Below are 15,488 nucleotides of genomic sequence, written 5' to 3'. Positions count from 1 at the left end.
TGGTATGCCACAAAACGCCAATAAACAACGCAAAATGCAACAGGCCAGTCAGTGCTCAGCGCGCCAGTTGCAGCGTGACGATGCCCAGCAGCACCAGCGCGGTCGCCAGCACGCGGCGCCGGTCGAAGGCCTCGCGCAACAGGAAATGCCCCAGCAGCGCCGCGAAGATCACGCTCGATTCGCGCAGCGCCGCCAGCTTGGCCACCGGCGCCATGGTCATGGCCCACAGCATCAGCGCATACGAGCCCACGCGGTTGATGCCGCCGATGCCGGCGCGCTTCCATTCCGTGCGCAGCAGCGCCAGCAGTGCCGTGCCGCGGCGGGCAAAGGCATAGCCGGGCATGAACACATGCGACATCGCCTGCAGCCAGACGATGTAGGTCAGGACCTCGCCATGGCGCTTGACCGCGGTGCCGTCGATCACGGTGCCGCCCGCCAGGCAGGCCCCCGCCAGCAGCGCGAAGCCGAGCAGGTCGGGCGCCTGCCGGCGCCAGTGCACCAGGCTGACCAGCCCGCAGCAGATCAGCGCGATGCCGGCATAGCCGCCCGGCCCCAGCCGTTCGCTGCCGGTCAGCAACAGCAGGATGGCCACCATCATTGGCGCCGAGCCGCGCATCAGCGGATAGGCCTGGCTGAAGTCGCCACGGTTGTAGGCCGCCACCAGCGACAGCTTGTAGACCACCTCGAGCGCCACCGTGGCCAGCAGGAACGGCCATACCTGCGGTGCCGGCACGGGCACCAGGAACAGGAAGGGCAGCGCCACCAGCAGGCAGAAGGTGTCGATCAGCGCCATCGACGACAGCCGGTCGCCGCCGATCTTGACGATGGCGTTCCACGACGCATGCATCAGCGCCGACAGCATCACGGCGGCAAAGGCGAGGCCGTGGAAATCGGGGGGGAGGGACATGAAGGAGTTGTTGGTTCTTGTGGTCTGCTGCGTGTTTGCACCCCTCTCCCGCAAGCGGGAGAGGGGTGCCTGCTGCTAGCGTTGAGAGAACAAGCTCGTCGTCAAGCCGCCTCCGCCAGCTGCGCCTGCATCTCGATCCCCATCTCGCGCAGCACCTCGCCAATCGCCGTCACCACGTTGCGCATCTCGTTGTCGTCGATGGCGCCGATGCAGCCCACGCGGAAGGTTTCCACCTGGGTCAGCTTGCCCGGATAAAGGATGTAGCCGCGCTCGCGCACCTTGCCGTAGAAGGTCTTGAAGTCATAGCGCGCATCCGCCGGCGCATGGAAGGTGACGATGATCGGCGCCTGCACCGCTGCCGGCAGGAAGGCGCGGAAGCCCAGCGCCGCCATGCCCTGCACCAGCGTGTCACAGTTGCGGCGATAGCGCGCGCCGCGCACCGGCTGGCCGCCTTCTTCCAGGAACTGGTCCAGCGCGGCCCGGAATGCCGCCACCACGTGCGTCGGCGGCGTGAAGCGCCACTGCGTGGTCTTCTGCATGTAGACGTACTGGTCATAGAGGTCCAGCGCCAGCGAGTGGCTGTTGCCCTGGCTGGCTTCCAGCACGTCTTTCTTCACCAGCACGAAGCCCATGCCGGGCACGCCCTCGATGCACTTGCCGGTGGCGGCCACCAGCGCGTCGAACGGCATGGTGCGCGCGTCGATCTCGAGCGCGCCGAACGAACTCATGGCATCGACGATCAGGCCCTTGCCCAGGCGCTGGCACAGCAGGGCGATGTCCTGCAGCGGGTTGAGCACGCCGGCGCCGGTCTCGCAGTGCACCTGCGCCAGGTGCGTGATCGACGGGTCGCGCCGCAGCGCTTCCTCGATCAGCGCGGCGCTGGCGGGCTGGTCTTCCGGAATCGGCAGTTCCACGCTGGCGCGCCCGAGCACCTTGCAGATCTTCAGGATGCGCTGGCAGTAGGCGCCGTTCTGCGGCACCAGCACCTTGCCGTCGCGCGGCACCACGTTGGCGATTGCCGCTTCCACCGAGAAGGTGCCGCTGCCCTGCATCGGCACGCAGACGTGGGTGCCTTCGCCGTGGACGATGCGCACCAGGTCGTCGCACAGGCTGCGCGTGATGGTGTTGAAGGCGGCGTCCCACGAGCCCCAGTCGCGCAGCATGGCCTGCTTGGTGGCGAGCGAGGTGGTCAGGGGGCCGGGGGTCAGAAGGATCGGGTCATTGCCGCGAATCATGTTGAGCTCCTGATTGGGAAGGAGTGGAAATGGAAAGTCAGTCGTTGCCTTGGCCCTGGCGCCAGGCCTGGGTCTTGCAATCGAGCACGCGTTGCAGCAGGTAATAGAGCAGGCAGGCGCCGGCCGAGGTCAGCACCACCAGCGTGGCCATGGCCGCGGCCGGGCCGATGTCGCCGGACTCGTCCAGGTTGACGATCTCGACCGAGGCCAGCTTGGTGTCGGCGCCGTACAGGAACACCACCGCCGAGACCGTGGTCATCGCATTGATGAACAGGTAACGCGAGATCTCCAGGATGGCGGGCAGGCAGGCCGGCACCGTGACCTTGAAGAAGGTCTTGTAGAACGGCACCTTGAGCGATGCGGACACGGCCTCGAACTCGCTGTCGAGCTGCTTGAGCGCGGTCACGGCGGTCAGGTGGCACGATGCGTAGTAGTGGACGATGGTCACCAGCACCAGGATGCCCAGGGTCTGGTACAGCCCGTGCAGCGGGTTGGCCTGCGGCACGAAGAAGAAGATGTAGCCCAGCCCCAGCACCAGCCCCGGCACGCCCATCGGCAGCACCGCCATCAGCCGCACGAAGCTGCGCAGCCAATCCATGCCGCGGGTCTTCTCCAGCAGGTAGGCGGTGGCGAAGATGAACACCGGTCCGATCACCGCGGCCAGGCCCGCCATGCGCAGGCTGTTCAGGTAGGAATCGACCACGCCGCCCTCGACCAGCCCGACCCGGTAGTGGTTCAGCGACAGCGAGAAGTTGTACGGCCACAGCTTGACGAAGGACGCGTACACCGCCATGCCCATCACCGCCAGCATCAGCGCCGCCATCAGCCAGCAGAACACCGCCATGGCCAGGTCGAAGCGGGGGCTGCGCCGCGGCACGTAGGGCACCGAGCGCGCCGACATCAGCGCCATCTGGCGGCGCTGCACGCGCGCGTCGACGCAGTAGGTCACGGCCACCGGCACCAGCAGCATCAGCGACACCACCGCGCCCTGCGAGAAGTCCTGCATGCCGATCACCAGCTTGTAGATATCGGTTGCCAGCATGTGGAAGTTGCCGCCGATCACCTTGGGGATGCCGAAATCCGAGATCGCATAGGTGAACACCACCATGGCGGCGCTGACCAGCCCGTAGCGCGCGCCCGGTACGGTGATGGTGAAGAACTTGCGCACGGTCGAGGTGCCCAGCGCGTCGGCGGCTTCATACAGCCGCGCATCCGTCAGCGACAGCGCCGTGATCAAAATCATCAGCGCATGCGGAAAGGTGGCGAACACCAGCGACGCGACGATGCCCAGCGGCCCGTAGATCTGCGTGCTGCCCATCCACGGCTTGAACAGCCCCTGGTTGCCGAACCAGAAGATGAACGAGATCGCCGCCAGCAGCGAGGGCGCCAGCAGCGGGATCAGCGCCAGGTTGCGCAGCAGGCCCTTGCAGGCAATGCGGCTGCGCGTCAGCGCATAGGCAAAGCCGAACGCCAGCGGCACCGTGATGCAGGTGGCCAGCGCCGAGACCCACAGGCTGTTCCATACCGAGCGCAGCAGCGCGGGCGACTCGAAGTAGGCGCGGAAGTGCGCGATGCCGGCCAGGGTGCCGTCGCGGTTCTGCACGCTCTTGGCCAGGATCATCACGATCGGCGCCAGCACGAAGCAGGCCAGCGCCAGCGCGGCCAGGGCCAGCAGTGCGTAGGCGAGGCGGTCGGTCCAGTGCGCGCGCACCGAGGTGGCGACCAGCGCCGGCGATGCCGGCGGCGAGGGCTGCGCGCCAGGGTTGGCGGGCCCCGCCGGCGCGCTGGCCGGGGCGGGGGAGAGGGTATCGGTAGCCGGCATGGTGGCAGAGGTGGTGGCCGGCGCCGCAGTGAGGCTCATGCGCATGCGTGGCGGAAGATTCGGATACGGTCAGCGGGAATGGCCAGGCGCAGCCGGTCGCCGGTGTGCGGGCGCAGCTCGTGCAGGTCATTGAGCGAAAGGTCGGCATACAGCGCGCTGCCAGGCGCGCCGGCGCCGCCGGGTGCCGCCGGCGCGGCGTCGGGCAGCCGCAGCGTCAGCCGCGAGAAGGCGCCGAGGAACTCGATCTTGTCGACGGTGGCCTCCAGCACATTGGGGCCATGCTGTTCGATGCCGCGCACGCAGACGTCCTCCGGGCGGAAGAACACCTGCACATCCTCGTCGGGGCAGCAGCCCGCGGGCGCGGCGCAGCGCATGCGCACGCCGCCCAGGTGCAGCTCGCCGTCGCCGCAGACGCGCGCGCCCAGCATGTTGGTCTTGCCGACGAAGTCCGCCGCGAACGGCGTGGCCGGGCGCTGGTAGACCTGCGCCGGGGTGCCGACCTGCTCGATCGCACCCTGGTTCATCACCACGATGCGGTCCGCCATCGACAGTGCCTCTTCCTGGTCGTGCGTGACCAGGATGGTGGTGATGTTCAGCCGCTGCTGCAGCGCGCGGATCTCGCTGCGCAGGCGCACCCGCACGCGCGCATCGAGCGCCGACAGCGGCTCGTCCAGCAGCAGCAGCCCGGGCGAAGTGGCCAGCGCGCGCGCAATCGCCACGCGCTGCTGCTGGCCGCCCGACAACTGCGCCGGATACTGGTTGCCGCGATCGGGCAGCCCCACCAGCGTCAGCAGTTCCGCCACGCGCGCGCGGCGCTGGTCGCGCGGCATGCGCCGGTTGACCAGGCCGTAGGCGACGTTGTCGGCCACGGTCAGGTTGGGGAACAGCGCATAGGACTGGAACACGATGCCGTAGTCGCGCTCCATCGGCGGCAGCGTGGAGATATCGCGCCCGCCCTGGTGGATGGTGCCGGCATTCTGCGATTCCAGCCCGGCGATGATGCGCAGCAGCGTGGTCTTGCCGCAGCCCGACGGGCCCAGGAAGCACAGCAGCTCGCCCTGGCGCACGTCCAGGTCGATATGGTGGAGCGCGACGAAGGCGCTGCCGCTGCCGCCGAAGCGCTTGTGGATGCCTTTCAGGCTGAGGTAGGTTTCGGCCGTGGATGTGGAGGTCTGCATGGCGTGGGGCCTGTGTTCTGTTGGGGGATCCCGGCGCCGCCTGCCCGCGAGACAGGGCGGCGGCGCCGGTACAGGACGGCGCTCAGGCGCTCAGGGCTGCTTTTCCGACTTGCTGGCGTAGCGCTTCTGCCATTCGGTCAGCACGCGCTCGCGGTTCTTGGCGATGTAGCCGAAATCGTTCTTGACCAGCATCTGCTCGTAGTTGGCCGGGATGGTTTCCACCTTCCGCGCCACGCCCGGGTAAGCCACGATGGCCCAGTCCTTGGCGAACAGCTGGTTGGCTTCCTTGCTGGCGAGCCAGTCCAGGTAGCGTTGGGCGGCCTCCATCTTCTTCGTGCCCTTGACGATGCCGGCGGCCTCGATGTCGTAGCCCAGGCCCTCCTTGGGGAAGATCATCTCGATCGGCGCGCCCGCGGCCAGCGTCTTGTGCGCGCGCAGTTCGAACGAGATGCCGATCGGGAATTCGCCGGAGCCGGCCTGCTTGCAGGGCTTGGAGCCGGAGTGCGTGTACTGGGCGATGTTCTCGTGCAGCGCGTCCATGTACTTCCAGCCTTCCTGCTCGCCGTAGAGCTGCAGCCAGGCCGTCACGTCAAGGAAGCCGGTGCCGGACGAAGCCGGGTTGGGCATCACGATGGTGCCCTTGTAGACCGGCTTGGCCAGGTCCTTCCAGGTCTCGGGGCGCGGCAGGTTGCGCTTCTTGGCCTCGATGGTGTTGAAGCAGATGGTGGCGCCCCACACGTCCAGGCCTACCCACGACGGCGGCGTGGCCTTGTCGCTGTAGTCGCGCGTCAGCTTCTCGAAGCCCTTGGGGGTGTACGGCACGAGCATGCCTTCCTGCTTGAGCAGTTCCAGGCTCGACGCCGCCAGCCCGGCGATCACGTCGGCCTGCGGATTGGCTTTCTCGGCCAGCGCCTTGGCGGTGATCACGCCGGTGGAATCGCGCACGTATTTCAGTTCGATATCGGGCGCCACCTTGGCAAAGCCCTCGGCATAGGGCTTGAGGGTCTCGGTCTCCCACGCCGTATAGACGGTCAGCGTGGTCTTCTGGGCCAGCGCGGTGCCGGAGGCGGCTAGCGCAAGCAGGGCGGCGGCGGTGCGCAGGGTGGTGGTGAAGGACGGTTGCATGGGGACTCCTTCCGGCATTGTAGGTGGAGAAATGTGTCAATGTGGTGAATATGTTGCAATGCCGTGGGGCGTGCTGCACAACATTGAATCACCGTGAAACCCTTGTGCTACAACACTTGCAAGACATATACCCAACTTCTGGCGCGTTGCGTTGTCACCCGTGGATCTGCGCCGATGTCTTGATTGTTGACAATATACAAACCGCTTGCTTTAATGGCAATAAGGATTTTCGATATTGCTGAATCCGTCACAAACGGGAGTTTTCATGTCACGCCAAGCGCCGCTGGCGAGCGAAATCACCATCCTGCAGAGCCAGTCCCTGACTACGCTGGTGCAGCGGGAACTGGAGTTGCGGATCATGTCCGGCGAACTGGCGCCGGGCGCCAAGCTCAACGAAATCGAAGTCGCCGGGCAGCTCAATGTGTCGCGCGGCCCGGTGCGCGAGGCATTCCGCGCGCTGGAGCAGGCCGGCCTGCTGCGCACCGAGAAGAACCGCGGTGTGTTCGTGCGCGCCATCTCGGTGGAGGAAGCCGATGAGATCTATGAACTGCGTGCCGTGCTGGATGAGTTCATCGGCCGGCAGCTGGCCGCCCGCATCACGCCGGCGGACCTGCGCGAATTGCGCGCACTGGTGGAGGCGCTCGACGCGGCGAGCCAGGCGCGGGATGTCGATGAATACACGCGGCTGAACCTGTCGTTCCACGACCGCATGGTCGAGCTGGCCGGCAACCGCAAGCTGCTCGAGACCTATCGGCGCCTGGTCAAGGAGCTGACGCTGTTCCGGCGCGAAGCGCTGTCGCGCAGCCACGCCGCCATGCCCGATTCCACCCGCGAGCACCGCGCCATTGTCTCGGCGATTGCCGCGCGCGACGGCGAGCTGGCCGCGCGCCTGATGCGCGAGCACGTCGAGCGCGGCCGCGCGCGCATGCATGCCGCGGTGACCCCGTCGGCTAGCAGCGCGGGCGCCAGCACCGGCACCGATGCCGCCGCCTGAATCTGACCGAATCCACTGCAGCTACCGCCTTACCGACCGCGATCCCGCACAGGAACCGACCATGCCCGATACCAATGCCCGCACCATTACCGTCAACCAGCGCACCTATCGCTGGATGCAGCAGCCCGTCGTGGTGGTCTGCGTCGACGGCTGCGAGTTCGATTACCTTGAAGCCGCCGCGGCCAGCGGCCGCGCGCCGTACCTGAAGCGGCTGCTGGACGCCGGTTCCGCCTTCCGCGGCGCCTGCGTGGTGCCGACCTTCACCAACCCCAACAACCTTTCCATCGTCTGCGGCGCGCCGCCCGCGGTGCACGGCATCTGCGGCAACTACTTCTTCGACCGCAGCGCCAACGGCGGGCGTGGCGAGGAAGTGATGATGAACGACCCCAAGTACCTGCGCGCCGGCACCATCCTGGCCGCCTTTGCCGAGGCCGGCGCCAGCGTCGCCGTGGTCACCGCCAAGGACAAGCTGCGCCGGCTGCTGGGCCATGGCATGCAGGGCATCTGTTTCTCGTCGGAGAAGGCCGACCAGGCCACGGTGGCGGAGAACGGCATCGACGGCGTGCTCGAACTGGTGGGCATGCCGGTGCCGGATGTGTACAGCGCCGAGCTGTCCGAATTTGTCTTCGCCGCCGGCGTGCGCCTGATGGAAACGCGCCGCCCGGACCTGATGTACCTGTCCACCACCGACTATATCCAGCACAAGTTCGCGCCCGGCTCGGACGGCGCCAATGCCTTCTACGCGATGATGGACAAGTACCTGGAGCGGCTGGACGAACTCGGCTGCGTGGTGGCGCTGACCGCCGACCACGGCATGAACGCCAAGCATGACGAGGCCACCAAGGCGCCCAATGTGATCTACCTGCAGGACCAGCTGGACGCCTGGCTGGGCCGCGGCGTGGAAGAGGGCGGCGCACGCGTGATCCTGCCGATCACCGATCCGTACGTGGTCCACCACGGCGCGCTGGGTTCCTACGCCACTATCTACCTGCCCGACGATGCCGACGCCGCCGCGATCCAGGCGCGACTGTCCGATTTGCAAGGCGTGGAGAGCGTGCTGACCAACGCCGAGGCCTGCGCGCGCTTCGAGCTGCCGTCCGACCGCGTCGGCGACCTCGTGGTCACCAGCGACAAGCACGTGGTGCTGGGCACCAGCCGCAGCCGCCATGACCTGTCCGGCCTGGACGCGCCGCTGCGCTCGCACGGCGGCGTATCGGAGCAGACCGTGCCGCTGGTGTTCAACCGCGCCACCGCCGGCATTCCCGGCAAGGCCGTGCTGCGCAACTTCGACATCTTCGATGTCGCGCTGAACCACCTGCACTGAACGCCCGGATCGTATCGGCCGGTTCGGGCACGCAGCCTGACTCTGCTGTCCGAGCCACTGTCCGAGCCGCAATTTGAGCCTGTATTGAACGGAGGAGACCCATGAACGCCCCCCAATTTCCCGCTGGCGCCGTCAGCCCCCATTTCCGTGCCGAGGCCTTGCGCATCGACGGCCAGAAGATCGTGCGCGAGCGCGTGATCGAAGTGCGCAATCCGTTCGACGGCGCGCTGGTGGGCACCGTGCCCAAGGCCACCGTCGACGACGTGCGCCGCGCCTTCGAAGTCGGCCAGGCCTACCGCGCCACGCTGACGCGCTACGAGCGCGCCGCCATCCTCAACCGCGCCGCGGCCCTGCTGCGCGAGCGCACCGAGGAGGCATCGGACCTGATCACGCTGGAATCCGGCCTGTCCAAGAAGGATTCGCTGTACGAGATCGGCCGCGTCGCCGACGTGCTGGGCTTTGCCGCCACCGAGGCGCTGCGCGACGACGGCCAGCTGTTCTCGTGCGACCTGACGCCGCACGGCAAGAAGCGCCGCGTGATGACGCAGCGCGAGCCGCTGATGGGCGTGATCAGCGCGATCACGCCGTTCAATCACCCGATGAACCAGGTTGCGCACAAGGTGGCGCCGTCGATCGCCACCAACAACCGCATGGTGCTCAAGCCGTCGGAAAAGGTGCCGCTGTCGGCGTTCTACCTGGCCGACCTGCTGTACGAAGCCGGCCTGCCGCCGCAGATGTTCCAGGTGGTCACCGGCGACCCGCGCGAGATCGCCGACGAGCTGATCACGCACCCGGCAGTGGACCTGGTCACCTTTACCGGCGGCGTGGCGATCGGCAAGTACATCGCCAGCAAGGCCGGCTACAAGCGCGTGGTGCTGGAGCTGGGCGGCAACGACCCGCTGATCGTGCTGGACGACGCCGACCTGGACCGCGCCTCCGACCTGGCGGTGCAGGGCTCGTACAAGAACTCCGGCCAGCGCTGCACCGCGGTCAAGCGCATGCTGGTGCACCAGGCCGTGGCGGCGCGCTTTACCGAACTGGTGGTGGAGAAGACCCGCGCCTGGAAGTACGGCGACCCGATGGACCGCGGCGTCGACATGGGCACGGTCATCGACGAGCAGGCCGCGCAGCTGTTCGAGGCCCGCGTCAACGAGGCGGTGGCGCAGGGCGCGCGGCTGCTGGTCGGCAACCAGCGCAACGGCGCCAGCTACGCGCCCACCGTGATCGACCGCGTCGACCCGTCAATGACGGTGGTGCGCGAGGAAACCTTCGGTCCGGTCTCGCCCATCATCACCTTCCGCGATGTGGACGATGCCATCCGGATCTCCAACGGCACCGCGTTCGGGCTGTCGTCGGGGGTGTGCACCAACAATATCGAGGCCTTCACCAAAATCGCCAATTCGCTGCATGTGGGCACGGTCAACCTGTGGGAAGTGCCTGGCTACCGGATCGAGCTGACGCCGTTCGGCGGGATCAAGGATTCGGGGCTGGGGTACAAGGAGGGGGTGCAGGAGGCGGCGAAGAGTTTTACCAATTTGAAGACGATTACGTTGCCTTGGGGGTGAAGCACGATTGGAGGTTTACCCCGGCCGCTGGTTTGCTCCCCTCTCCCGCTTGCGGGAGAGGGCGCATGCAAGCGGTTGTTCGGGGCACGGCGCCTTGGCACGCCAAGGAATGGCTGCGCTAGAATCAGCCCCCAAGTCCCCGATCCTCCCGGAGTCCCCGTGCTCGCCGAACAACGGCAGAAATACATCCTCGATCAGCTTTCCGCGACCGGCGCGCTGGCCATCAGCGAGCTGGTGAGCGAGCTCGACGTATCGCGCGAGACCATCCGGCGCGACCTCAACGCGCTGGCCACGCGCGGGCTGCTGGTGCTGACCCACGGCGGCGCGCTGGCGCCGGACCGGACCGAGCCCGATACCCAGACCCGCGCGCAGGTCAATGCCGAGGGCAAGCGCGCCATCGGCGTGCGCGCGGCCGAGCTGGTGCGCGACGGCGCCTCGCTGATCCTGGACTACGGCACCACCACGCATGCGGTGGCGCAGGCGCTGCACGGGCACCACAACCTGCTGGTCTACACCAACGACCTGGCCATTGCCCAGCTGCTGGGCCGGCGCAACGGCAACCGCGTGATCGTGCTGGGCGGCGAGCTGCAGGACAACGAAGACGCCACCCACGGCTGGGACACCATCGAGCAGCTGTCGCGCTACCACACCGACTTCGCCTTTATCGGCATCGGCGGCATCACGCCGCGCGGCGAAATCTGCGACTTCTCGCGCGCCGCGGCCGAGCTGCGCAGCCGCATGCTGCTGGCCGCCGACGTGGCCTGCGTGGTCGCCGACCACACCAAGTTCGGCCGCAACACCGGCGTCACCATCAAGCATGCCGAACTGGCGGCCTGGGTGATTACCGACATGGCGCCGGAACCCGAACTCGGCACGGCGCTGAAGGAACGGGGCAACAAGCTGCTGATCGCGTAGCGGCCAGGCGTCGGCCCGGCGCCGGAGTGTGCGCTGATCGCACGCAATTACCTTTGGCCCTGCACCAAAATGCGGCTTTGACGCCGCTGTCACAGGTGTTTTGACTGTTGCGTGCCCCACGCCGGTGCTAAAGTGCTGGGTTGTCGGACAGGCACGGTTCGCCGTGCCCGCCCGAAAAAACCGGAGGCGACCCACCTTCCATCGGCGCAACGCCAGACGGCACCGCAGACCGGCATCCAGCCGGCAAGGCTGCCGGATCCTGCCACTCCAGCACAGCAAGAGACATCCGTGAATTCTCCTTCCCTTGACGCATTTCTGGCGGGGGTTGCCCGCCGCGACCCCAATCAACCCGAATTCCTCCAGGCCGTGAAGGAAGTCATGATGACGCTGTGGCCGTTCGTCGAGCGCAACCCGCGCTACGCCGACCAGGCCCTGCTCGAGCGGCTGGTGGAGCCCGAGCGCGTGATCCAGTTCCGCGTGGCATGGACCGACGACCAGAACCGCGTCCAGGTCAACCGCGCCTTCCGCGTGCAGCACAGCTCGGCCATCGGCCCGTACAAGGGCGGCATGCGCTTCCACCCGACCGTGAACCTGTCGGTGCTGAAGTTCCTGGGCTTCGAGCAGACCTTCAAGAATGCGCTGACCACGCTGCCCATGGGCGGCGGCAAGGGCGGCTCGGACTTCGATCCCAAGGGCAAGTCCGACGCCGAAGTGATGCGCTTCTGCCAGGCGCTGGTGACCGAGCTGTACCGCCACCTGGGCCCGGATACCGACATCCCGGCCGGCGACATCGGCGTGGGCGCGCGCGAGGTCGGCTTCATGGCCGGCATGATGAAGAAGCTGTCGAACCAGTCGGCCTGCGTGTTTACCGGCAAGGGCCTGGCCTACGGCGGCAGTCTGATGCGCCCGGAAGCGACCGGCTACGGCACCGTCTACTTCGCCCAGGAAATGCTGCACCGTCGCGGGCGCGGCTTCGACGGGCTGCGCGTGCTGATCTCCGGCTCGGGCAACGTCGCGCAGTACGCGGCCGAGAAGGCGATCGAACTGGGCGCCAAGGTGCTGACGCTGTCCGACTCCGGCGGCGTGCTGCACTACCCGCAGGGCATGACCACCGAACAGCTGGCTGAAGTCATGGCCTTCAAGAACGAAGAGCGTGGCCGCCTGTCCGACTTTGCCGCCCGCCGCGGCATGACCTTCGAAGCCGGCCGCACGCCCTGGCACGTGCCCGCCGACGTGGCGCTGCCGTGCGCCACCCAGAACGAACTCGACGGCAACGATGCCGAGACCCTGCTGGGCAACGGCGTGATCTGCGTGGCCGAAGGCGCCAACATGCCGTCGACGCTGGAGGCGGTGGACCGCTTTGTCGAGGCGAAGATCCTGTACGCGCCGGGCAAGGCCAGCAACGCCGGCGGCGTGGCCACCTCGGGCCTGGAGATGTCGCAGAACGCGATGCGCCTGTCGTGGCACCACGCCGAGGTCGACGAGAAGCTGCACGCGATCATGAAGGACATCCACCAGAACTGCATCCACCACGGCCAGAAGGCGGATGGCTACATCAACTACGTCGAAGGCGCGAACATCGCCGGCTTCGTCAAGGTGGCCGACGCCATGCTGGCGCAAGGCGTGATCTGACGGGAAAAAGCGGCCGGCGCGATGCCGGCCGCGCCGAATCCGGCTACGATGGCGGTCCCGAACCGCTTATCCAGAAAAGGAGCGACGCGCCATGCTGGAACTCAGACCAGGCTGCGAACACTGCAACAAGCCCCTGCCGCCGGATTCCGCCGAAGCGCGCATCTGCTCGTTCGAATGCACCTTCTGCGCGGGCTGCGTCGACCTGCTCGGCAATGTCTGCCCGAACTGCGGCGGCGGGTTCGAGCAGCGGCCGGTAAGGCCGGCGCGGGACTGGAAGAACGGCAACTACCTGGGCAACAACCCGGCCAGTACCAAGGTCAAGCACCGGCCGGTGGACCTGGCCGCGCATGCCCGCCTGGTCGAGGCGGTGGGCCAGGTTCTGCCTGAGCGGCGCTAGCCGCGGGGTTTCGTTTTCGGCTGGAGCATTTCGCCAGCCTCCTTCACGTTCTGTTCGGCGCGCTTGCTGATCACGGCAAGCGCCTCGGCTTGCGCCTTCTGCGCGGTCTCCGCCAGCGCGCGCATATTCTCCAGCGCCTGGTGCAGCTGCTGTTGCACGAACTCGCTGTGCCTGGCCATGGCCTCGCCCGGGTTGCCCGCCGTGCCGTACTGCTGCGCGGCCGCCTGCAGCTGCTGCATGGTCTGGGCGAAGATCTCCTGCTGCTTCTTCACGATGGCCTGCATGCCTTCATAGGCCAGCCGGTTGGCCTCGGTCAGGGCCTCGATGTCCTTGCGGCGCGCTTCGATCACCGCGCTCATGTCCACGCCCGGCAGGCGGAACTGTTCCATCATCCTGGTGAAATCGGCAAAGGGGTTGGGAGGCGTGGCCATGCTGGATCTCCTGGTGGAAGGGCTGGCAGGTCGGCCGGCGGCGGGGATGGCGTGCCCTTTGGCCGGGATCCTGTCCACTATAGCCGGTATCCGCACACTTCTGGCCGTCAATCGAGGAAGACCCTAAAGTTACCGCCGCCCCTGCCGTTGGCATCCATAGCCCGCCTGTGCGTCGGCCCGACCCGGCCCGCCCGCGGACGATGAGAGCGAAGAGCGTTGCGCCGAGCCATTTCGGGGCGCGGCAGCACTTCGCCATGACCAATGCTAATCAGGTAGAAGAAATGAAGAATCTAGGTATCGGGGTTCGCCTCGGCATCGGCTTTGGGGTGGTATTGCTGCTTGCGGCGCTGATGACGGGATTGGGCATGCTGCGGCTGCAGCAGGTGGCCGAGCGCACGCACGCGATGATGCAGCAGCCGCTGACCAAGGAGCGGCTGGTCAGCGACTGGTATCGCCTCATGCACACCAGCGTGCGCCGTACCACCGCGGTGGCGCGCAGCGCCGACCCGTCGCTGGGCCAGTTCTTTGCCGCCGAGACCAAGGCATCGATCGAAGGCATTGCGCAGCTGCGCGACAAGCTGCAGCCGATGCTGAACTCCGAGCAGGAAAAGGCCGCGTTCCAGAAGATCCTGAGCGTGCGCGACCCGTACAACAACGGCCGCGACAAGATCACGAAGCTCAAGCAGGAAGGCCTGACCGAGGAAGCCAACCAGGTGCTGGAGCAGGAGTTCGTGCCCGCCGGCGACGCCTACCTGGCCGAGATCCAGAAGCTGCTCGACATCCAGCGCGCCAGCATCGACGCCACCGCGCGCGAGATCAACGCCATCTACGTCAATGCGCGCAACAGCCTGATCGGGCTGGGCGTGGTGGTGCTGGGGATCGGCATCGCGTTCGCGTTCTGGCTCACCCGCGGCATCACGCGTCCGCTGCATCGCGCCGTGGCGGTGGCACGCACCGTGGCCTCGGGCGACCTGACCAGCCGCATCGACGTCGACAGCCGCGACGAAACCGGCCAGCTGCTGCAGGCACTGGCTGACATGAACGCCAATATCCTGCGCATCGTGCGCCAGGTGCGCGCGGGCACCGAGTCGATCGTGTCGGGCACCAGCCAGATCGCGGCCGGCAACACCGACCTGTCGCAGCGCACCGAGGAACAGGCCTCGTCGCTGCAGCAGACCGCGGCCAGCATGGAGGAGCTGACCAGCATCGTGCGCCAGAACGCCGACAACGCGCGCCAGGCCAGCACGCTCGCGCTCAACGCCTCGGATATCGCCGCCAAGGGCGGCGAAGTCGCGGGCCAGGTGGCCGAGACCATGGAAGAGATCAACGGCGCGTCGAAGAAGGTGGTCGACATCATCGCCGTGATCGAGGGCATTGCGTTCCAGACCAATATCCTGGCGCTCAACGCCGCGGTGGAAGCCGCGCGCGCCGGCGAGCAGGGCCGTGGCTTTGCGGTGGTGGCGGGCGAAGTGCGCACGCTGGCGCAGCGCAGCGCGACCGCGGCCAAGGAGATCAAGGCGCTGATCGGCGATTCGGTCGACCGCGTCGAAAAGGGCTCCATGCTGGTGACGCAGTCGGGCCAGACCATGGAAGAGATCGTCGCCGCGGTCAAGCGCGTGACCGACATCATGGGCGAGATCAGCGCCGCGTCGGCCGAGCAGAGCTCGGGCATCGAGCAGGTGAACCAGGCGGTGACGCAGATGGACACGGTGACGCAGCAGAACGCGGCGCTGGTGGAAGAGGCCGCGGCGGCGGCGGGTTCGCTGGAGGAGCAGGCGCAGCGGCTGAAGGAGGCGGTGGCGACGTTCAGGCTGGCGGCCTGACGGCGAGCCGCCCGGTTTTCTCCCCCTCTCCCTTTGGGAGAGGGGGAGCACGCCAACCTGAGCGTGCTGCCGGCGGGCGTCGAGTGGATAAAGGTCGACATTGCTCAACGCAAAATCCGGCCGCTCGGCAGCACCGTTCA

General features: G+C 67.3%; 13 protein-coding genes. 7 read left to right on the top strand and 6 right to left on the bottom strand.

The features are described 5' to 3' along the window. Positions 1-55: 55 nt before the first annotated feature. The 5 genes from FHX60_RS10860 to FHX60_RS10840 all read right to left on the bottom strand — a co-directional run bounded on the left by FHX60_RS10860 (position 56) and on the right by FHX60_RS10840 (position 6,267). Entirely contained in the window at positions 56-907 is an 852-nt protein-coding gene (locus FHX60_RS10860; RefSeq protein ID WP_183283337.1) for an EamA family transporter, read from the bottom strand. Positions 908-1,008: 101 nt separating this feature from the next. Further along, positions 1,009-2,142, bottom strand: a complete 1,134-nt coding sequence (locus FHX60_RS10855; RefSeq protein WP_183283336.1) for a 2-aminoethylphosphonate--pyruvate transaminase — start codon at positions 2,140-2,142, stop codon at positions 1,009-1,011. Positions 2,143-2,179: 37 nt separating this feature from the next. Then, positions 2,180-4,009 (bottom strand): putative 2-aminoethylphosphonate ABC transporter permease subunit, encoded by a 1,830-nt coding sequence (locus FHX60_RS10850; RefSeq protein ID WP_183283335.1) that lies wholly within the window; start codon positions 4,007-4,009, stop codon positions 2,180-2,182. Next, positions 4,000-5,142, bottom strand: coding sequence for a putative 2-aminoethylphosphonate ABC transporter ATP-binding protein (locus FHX60_RS10845; protein WP_183283334.1), 1,143 nt, complete (start codon positions 5,140-5,142; stop codon positions 4,000-4,002). The genes FHX60_RS10850 and FHX60_RS10845 overlap by 10 nt, the downstream gene beginning before the upstream one ends. 90 nt (positions 5,143-5,232) lie before the next feature. Further along, on the bottom strand, positions 5,233-6,267 hold the full coding sequence (locus tag FHX60_RS10840) for a putative 2-aminoethylphosphonate ABC transporter substrate-binding protein (protein ID WP_092310335.1): 1,035 nt from the start codon (positions 6,265-6,267) through the stop codon (positions 5,233-5,235). A gap of 265 nt (positions 6,268-6,532) precedes the next feature. Between FHX60_RS10840 and FHX60_RS10835 the strand changes: the two genes are divergently transcribed. The 6 genes from FHX60_RS10835 to FHX60_RS10810 all read left to right on the top strand — a co-directional run bounded on the left by FHX60_RS10835 (position 6,533) and on the right by FHX60_RS10810 (position 13,094). After that, positions 6,533-7,261: a phosphonate utilization associated transcriptional regulator gene (locus FHX60_RS10835; RefSeq protein WP_183283333.1), complete on the top strand. Its 729-nt coding sequence runs from the start codon at positions 6,533-6,535 to the stop codon at positions 7,259-7,261. 61 nt (positions 7,262-7,322) lie between these two features. Further along, positions 7,323-8,585 (top strand): phosphonoacetate hydrolase, encoded by a 1,263-nt coding sequence (gene phnA, locus FHX60_RS10830; protein ID WP_183283332.1) that lies wholly within the window; start codon positions 7,323-7,325, stop codon positions 8,583-8,585. A 101-nt stretch (positions 8,586-8,686) separates the two neighbouring features. Then, positions 8,687-10,150 carry a phosphonoacetaldehyde dehydrogenase gene (gene phnY, locus FHX60_RS10825; RefSeq protein ID WP_112775611.1) on the top strand — a complete coding sequence of 488 codons (1,464 nt, stop codon included), beginning with the start codon at positions 8,687-8,689 and terminating at the stop codon, positions 10,148-10,150. Positions 10,151-10,309: 159 nt separating this feature from the next. Next, complete coding sequence (locus tag FHX60_RS10820; RefSeq protein WP_183283331.1) at positions 10,310-11,065, top strand: DeoR/GlpR family DNA-binding transcription regulator; 756 nt, start codon at positions 10,310-10,312, stop codon at positions 11,063-11,065. Positions 11,066-11,353: 288 nt separating this feature from the next. Continuing rightward, on the top strand, positions 11,354-12,697 hold the full coding sequence (gdhA, locus tag FHX60_RS10815) for an NADP-specific glutamate dehydrogenase (RefSeq protein WP_112775609.1): 1,344 nt from the start codon (positions 11,354-11,356) through the stop codon (positions 12,695-12,697). 91 nt (positions 12,698-12,788) lie between these two features. After that, a complete protein-coding gene (locus FHX60_RS10810) occupies positions 12,789-13,094 on the top strand; it encodes a DUF1272 domain-containing protein (protein WP_183283330.1) in 306 nt (101 codons plus the stop codon). Here the strand turns inward: FHX60_RS10810 and FHX60_RS10805 are convergent. After that, complete coding sequence (locus FHX60_RS10805) at positions 13,091-13,525, bottom strand: phasin family protein (RefSeq protein ID WP_183283329.1); 435 nt, start codon at positions 13,523-13,525, stop codon at positions 13,091-13,093. The genes FHX60_RS10810 and FHX60_RS10805 overlap by 4 nt on opposite strands. 281 nt (positions 13,526-13,806) lie before the next feature. Here FHX60_RS10805 and FHX60_RS10800 point away from each other — a divergent pair, with 281 nt between their 5' ends. Further along, positions 13,807-15,348, top strand: a complete 1,542-nt coding sequence (locus FHX60_RS10800) for a methyl-accepting chemotaxis protein (RefSeq protein ID WP_183283328.1) — start codon at positions 13,807-13,809, stop codon at positions 15,346-15,348. Positions 15,349-15,488: the final 140 nt, after the last annotated feature.

It is taken from the genome of Cupriavidus alkaliphilus, assembly GCF_014191175.1.
Lineage (GTDB): Bacteria > Pseudomonadota > Gammaproteobacteria > Burkholderiales > Burkholderiaceae > Cupriavidus > Cupriavidus alkaliphilus.
Note: the sequence above shows the minus strand (reverse complement) of the source record. Positions and strands in the feature narration are given on the sequence as shown.